General features: G+C 69.2%; 3 protein-coding genes. 1 reads left to right on the top strand and 2 read right to left on the bottom strand.

All coding sequences use genetic code 11. From position 1 onward, the window contains the following. Positions 1-2,756 (top strand): multifunctional oxoglutarate decarboxylase/oxoglutarate dehydrogenase thiamine pyrophosphate-binding subunit/dihydrolipoyllysine-residue succinyltransferase subunit (locus I5G_RS10015; protein WP_022878935.1); only part of this gene is annotated, 2,756 nt, incomplete at its 5' end. 91 nt (positions 2,757-2,847) lie between these two features. On the opposite strand, the gene I5G_RS21750 is transcribed toward I5G_RS10015, so the two are convergent. Together I5G_RS21750 and I5G_RS21745 are read right to left on the bottom strand one after the other, a co-directional pair. After that, on the bottom strand, positions 2,848-4,149 hold the full coding sequence (locus I5G_RS21750; protein WP_022878934.1) for an esterase family protein: 1,302 nt from the start codon (positions 4,147-4,149) through the stop codon (positions 2,848-2,850). A gap of 49 nt (positions 4,150-4,198) precedes the next feature. Beyond that, a complete protein-coding gene (locus tag I5G_RS21745; protein ID WP_148286462.1) occupies positions 4,199-4,966 on the bottom strand; it encodes an alpha/beta hydrolase-fold protein in 768 nt (255 codons plus the stop codon). Positions 4,967-5,066 lie beyond the last annotated feature (100 nt).

Raw genomic sequence — 5,066 nt, 5'->3', positions numbered from 1 at the left:
GCGAGCGGACGCTGAACGAGCTGCGAATCGGCAAGACGATCACCCTCACCAGCACCTACGACCACCGCGTGATCCAGGGCGCGGGCTCGGGCGAATTCCTCAAGAAGGTGCACGAGCTCCTCATCGGGCAGCGGGGCTTCTACGACGACATCTTCGCGGCACTGCGCATCCCGTACGCGCCGATCCACTGGGCCGCCGACATCAGCGTCGACCTGTCCGAGCGCATCGACAAGAGCGCCCGTGTGCAGGAGCTCATCAACTCCTTCCGCGTCCGCGGCCACCTCATGGCCGACATCGATCCGCTCGAGTACGTCCAGCGCACGCACCCCGACCTCGAGATCGAGTCGCACGGGCTGACGTTCTGGGACCTCGACCGCGAGTTCGTCACCGGCGGCCTCGGCGCCAAGCGCGTCGCCAAGCTCCGCGACATCCTCGGCGTCCTCCGCGACTCCTACTGCCGCACGCTCGGCGTCGAGTACATGCACATCCAGGACCCGGTGCAGCGTCAGTGGTTCCAGCGCAACGTCGAGGTGAAGTACACCAAGCCCGGCCACGACGAGCAGCTGCGCATCCTGTCGAAGCTCAACCAGGCCGAGGCGTTCGAGACGTTCCTCCAGACGAAGTACGTCGGCCAGAAGCGCTTCAGCCTCGAGGGCGGCGAGTCCCTCATCCCGCTGCTCGACCAGATCCTCCAGGGGGCGGCAGCCGCCAACTTGGACGGCGCCGCGATCGGCATGGCCCACCGCGGACGCCTCAACGTGCTCACCAACATCGCCGGCAAGACGTACGGCCAGGTGTTCCGCGAGTTCGAGGGCGCCGTCGCCGTCGGCAGCAAGCGCGGCTCGGGCGACGTGAAGTACCACCTCGGCACCGAGGGCACGTTCGTCGGCGACTCCGGCGACGAGCTCCCCGTCTACCTCGCCGCGAACCCGTCGCACCTCGAGACCGTCGACGGCGTACTGGAGGGCATCGTCCGCGCCAAGCAGGATCGGAAGCCCATCGGCACGTTCTCGTGGCTGCCGATCCTCGTCCACGGCGACGCGGCCTTCGCCGGCCAGGGCGTCGTCGTCGAGACGCTGCAGATGTCGCAGCTCCGCGGCTACCGCACCGGCGGCACGATCCACGTCGTGGTCAACAACCAGGTCGGCTTCACGACCACCCCGACGGACGCCCGCAGCTCGGTGTACGCCACCGACGTCGCCAAGACCATCCAGGCCCCGATCCTGCATGTCAACGGCGACGACCCCGAAGCCGTCGTGCGCGCCGCGGACCTGGCATTCCTCTACCGCGAGGAGTTCCACCGCGACATCGTCATCGACCTCGTCTGCTACCGGCGCCGTGGTCACAACGAGGGCGACGACCCCTCGATGACGCAGCCGCTGATGACGAACCTCATCGAGGCGAAGCGCTCGGTGCGCCGTCTGTACACGGAATCGCTCGTCGGACGCGGCGACATCACCGAGGACGAGTACGAGCAGGCCAAGCAGGACTTCCAGAACCGTCTGGAAGTCGCCTTCGCCGACACCCATGCCGCTGAAACCGGGGCCACCCCCGTCGTCTCGACCGACGCGGCCGACGACGTCGTCGTCGGGGCGCCCGAGACCACCGGTGTGTCGCGCGAGGTCGTGCACCACATCGGCGACGCGTTCGTGAACAAGCCCAACGGCTTCACGGTGCACAACAAGCTCCAGCAGCTGCTCGAGAAGCGTTTCGATATGAGCCGCAACGGCGGCATCGACTGGGCGTTCGGTGAGCTGCTCGCCTTCGGTTCGGTGCTGATGGAGGGCACGCCCGTGCGCCTCGCCGGTCAGGACTCCCGTCGCGGCACCTTCGTGCAGCGCCACGCGGTGCTCCACGACCGCAGCAACGGTCAGGAGTGGCTACCGCTGGCGAACCTCAGCGAGAACCAGGGCCGCTTCTGGGTGTACGACTCGCTGCTGAGCGAATACGCGGCGATGGCGTTCGAGTACGGCTACTCGGTCGAGCGTGCGGACGCCCTCGTGCTGTGGGAGGCCCAGTTCGGCGACTTCGCCAACGGCGCCCAGTCGGTCATCGACGAGTTCATCTCGTCGGCCGACCAGAAGTGGGCGCAGCAGTCGAGCGTCGTGCTGCTGCTCCCCCACGGCTACGAGGGTCAGGGCCCCGACCACTCGTCCGCCCGCATCGAGCGGTACCTGCAGATGTGCGCGCAGGACAACATGATCGTCGCCCGCCCGTCGACCCCGGCGTCGTACTTCCACCTGCTGCGCCGCCAGGCCTACCAGCGCCCCCGCCGCCCGCTCATCGTGTTCACGCCGAAGGCCATGCTGCGTCTGCGCGGCGCGACGAGCCCGGTCGAGGACTTCCTCGAGGGCCGCTTCGAGCCGGTGCTGGACGACGACCGCGGCGTCGACCGCGGCGCCGTGAAGCGCGTGCTCCTGCACGCCGGCAAGATCCACTGGGATCTGCGGGCCGAGCTCGACAAGAACCCCAATCCCGAGATCGCTCTGGTGCGCCTCGAGCAGTACTACCCGGCTCCCATCGAGGAGCTGAACCGCGCGCTCGAGACCTACCCGAACGCCGAACTGGTGTGGGTTCAGGACGAGCCCGAGAACCAGGGCGCCTGGCCGTTCATCGCGCTCGAGGTCGCCGACCAGATCGGTGGACGCGGCATTCGCGTGATCTCCCGGGCCGCCGCCGCCTCGACGGCCACCGGGTCGCCGAAGGTCCACGCGAACGAGCACGCCGCCATCATGAAGGCCGCGCTCTCGCTCTGATCCCCGAAGGACGGAGGGGCTCGGTCGTGACGACCGGGCCCCTCCGTCGTTCTCCGAACCGGCCACGGCGAAACGCCGTCGAGTCGCGGATTCAGGATGCCGGGGCGGCGAGGCCGAGCACGGGCGCCAGGGCCGGTATCGCGTAGGCGAGACTCCCGTCGAGCGCCTCGCCCGTGTGCCCGGCTCCCTCGACGATGTGGGTGAGGACACTGAACCCCGCAGCCTGGGCCGCCTGAGAGTTCGCGAGCTGCCCCGGACCGTACGTCGTGTCGAGGCTGCCCCAGGTGAAGACGGCGGTGTGACCTGCGTAGCTGCCCGCGGGCGCGGCGGCCATGATGACCGACGGCTTGTTCGACTGGAAGGCGCCGGCGTCGCCGCCGTACACCTCCGCGACCGTCCGCTCGACGTGCTCCGATCCGGGGAACTCGTTCCCCATCACGTCGAGCAGGTTGCCCCATGTCCCGGGATACTTCGCACCGTACACGGCCGCACAGGAACCGCCGTTCGAGAAGCCGCCGATCGTCCAGTAGCGGTGATCCGTGACGATGTTGAGGTTCTGCTCGGCCCACTGGGGCACCAGCTGATTGATGTAGGTCGCGACGGCGCCGTACTTGCCCGAGTCGACGCACGCGGGATCGCGGTCCGGGGCTGTGAGCTGGTCCACCACGATCGCGATCGGAGCGAGCCCCTTGTGCTCCGCCGCGAACGCATCGAGCGCCTTGGCCAGGGCGGTGGGATCGGGCGAGCCGGGCTGTCCCATCATGAACACGAGGAGGGGCAGCGCCGGGGGGTTCGGAACCTGGGCCGCGGGGGGAAGGTACAGCGATGCATCACGCGCGGAGTATTGCCCCGTCGGGATCTTGGTACTGCCCGTGAGGGCGCTCACCGACCCCTTCGCAGGCATGCCGACCGGCGGTGTCCACGTCCGGTAGAGCGTCGCCGGATCGTCCACGGCAGTGGCGCGTGGCGGCAGGGTGGCAGGATCGAGCGCTTGCACACCGAGGATGGCGGCGACGTTGTGCGTCACCCCGTAGGAGGCGTTCACGCCCAGCGCCGCCGCGAACAGCGCGGCGAGGACCGTCACGACACCGACGATCCGACGTCCCCACGGCCCGAGGCAGACGCCGACGATCCCCACGGCCGCCGCGGCCATGCCGCCGGCCGCCCACATGGCGGCGTGCACGGGGAGGGCACCCTCGAAGACGCCGCGGCCCTCCAGGGCGTGCACCACGATGTACGTGAGGAGTCCGACGGTCACGGCGATGAGCAGTGTGCCCATGAGGCGACGCGGCGGCCACAGCAGGATCGCCAGGACGCCGACCGCGGCGATCACGACGGCGACGATGAGCAGCGGCGAGTCGATCAGCTCGAACGACAGGACGAACCGGTTCACGCGGCCCACCGTTCATGCCGCGCGGCGTCCCGCAGAGAACGCGCGTGGGTCATGGCGAGGGAGCCGCCAAACCGAGGGCCGGCCCGAGCACCGGTATGGCGAAAGCCAGCCCCCCGTCGAGGGCCGGACCGTCGTGCCCCGCCCCGGGTACGGGATGCGCGAGCGTCGTGAAGCCGGCGGCCTGCGCAGCGAAGGCGTTCCGTTGCTGCCCGGGACCGAACACACCGTCCGATGCTCCCCACAGGAAGATGGCGATGTGACCCGCGTATGTGCCCGGCGGAGCCGCAGCCATGATGGAGGTCGGCTTTGCCGCCTCGAATGCCGCCGCGTCCCCTCCGAAGACGTCGGCGGTGGTCTCGTCGACGTGCTCGGAACCCGGGTACTCGTTGCCGGAGGCATCCAAGAGAGCCCCCCAGACCTGCGGGTATTCGCCGGCCCATTTGAGTGCGCACGACCCGCCGTTCGAGAACCCGCCGATCACCCACTTGCGATGATCCGCTGTGACGTTCAAGTGCGACGATGCCCACTCCGGGATGAGGGTGTTGAAGTAAGTCGCCACCTCCCCGTACGTGGCCGAATCGGCGCAGGAGGGGTCCAGATCGCCCTGCGAGGTCTGATCCGCGACGATGGCGATGGGGGCGAGCCCCTGGTGCGCCTGGGCGAAAGAATCGAGAGCCTTGGCGAGGCTCGTCGGGTCCGGCGATCCGGGCTGCCCCATCATGAAGACGATGAGAGGGAGCTTGGGCGGATCGGGCACGAGAGCCGCCGGCGGTAGGTAGAGCGAGGCATCGCGCGGAGCGAACGCTCCGGACGGAATCCGTGCATCGCCCGCTCACGCGCTCACCGTACGGNTGCTCGGCATCCCGGCCGGGCGATCCCACTGCCGCCAGATGTCGCCGGCATCTCCCCGGCCGCCG

The organism is Microbacterium sp. B19 (assembly GCF_000333395.1).
Lineage (GTDB): Bacteria > Actinomycetota > Actinomycetes > Actinomycetales > Microbacteriaceae > Microbacterium.
Note: the sequence above shows the minus strand (reverse complement) of the source record. Positions and strands in the feature narration are given on the sequence as shown.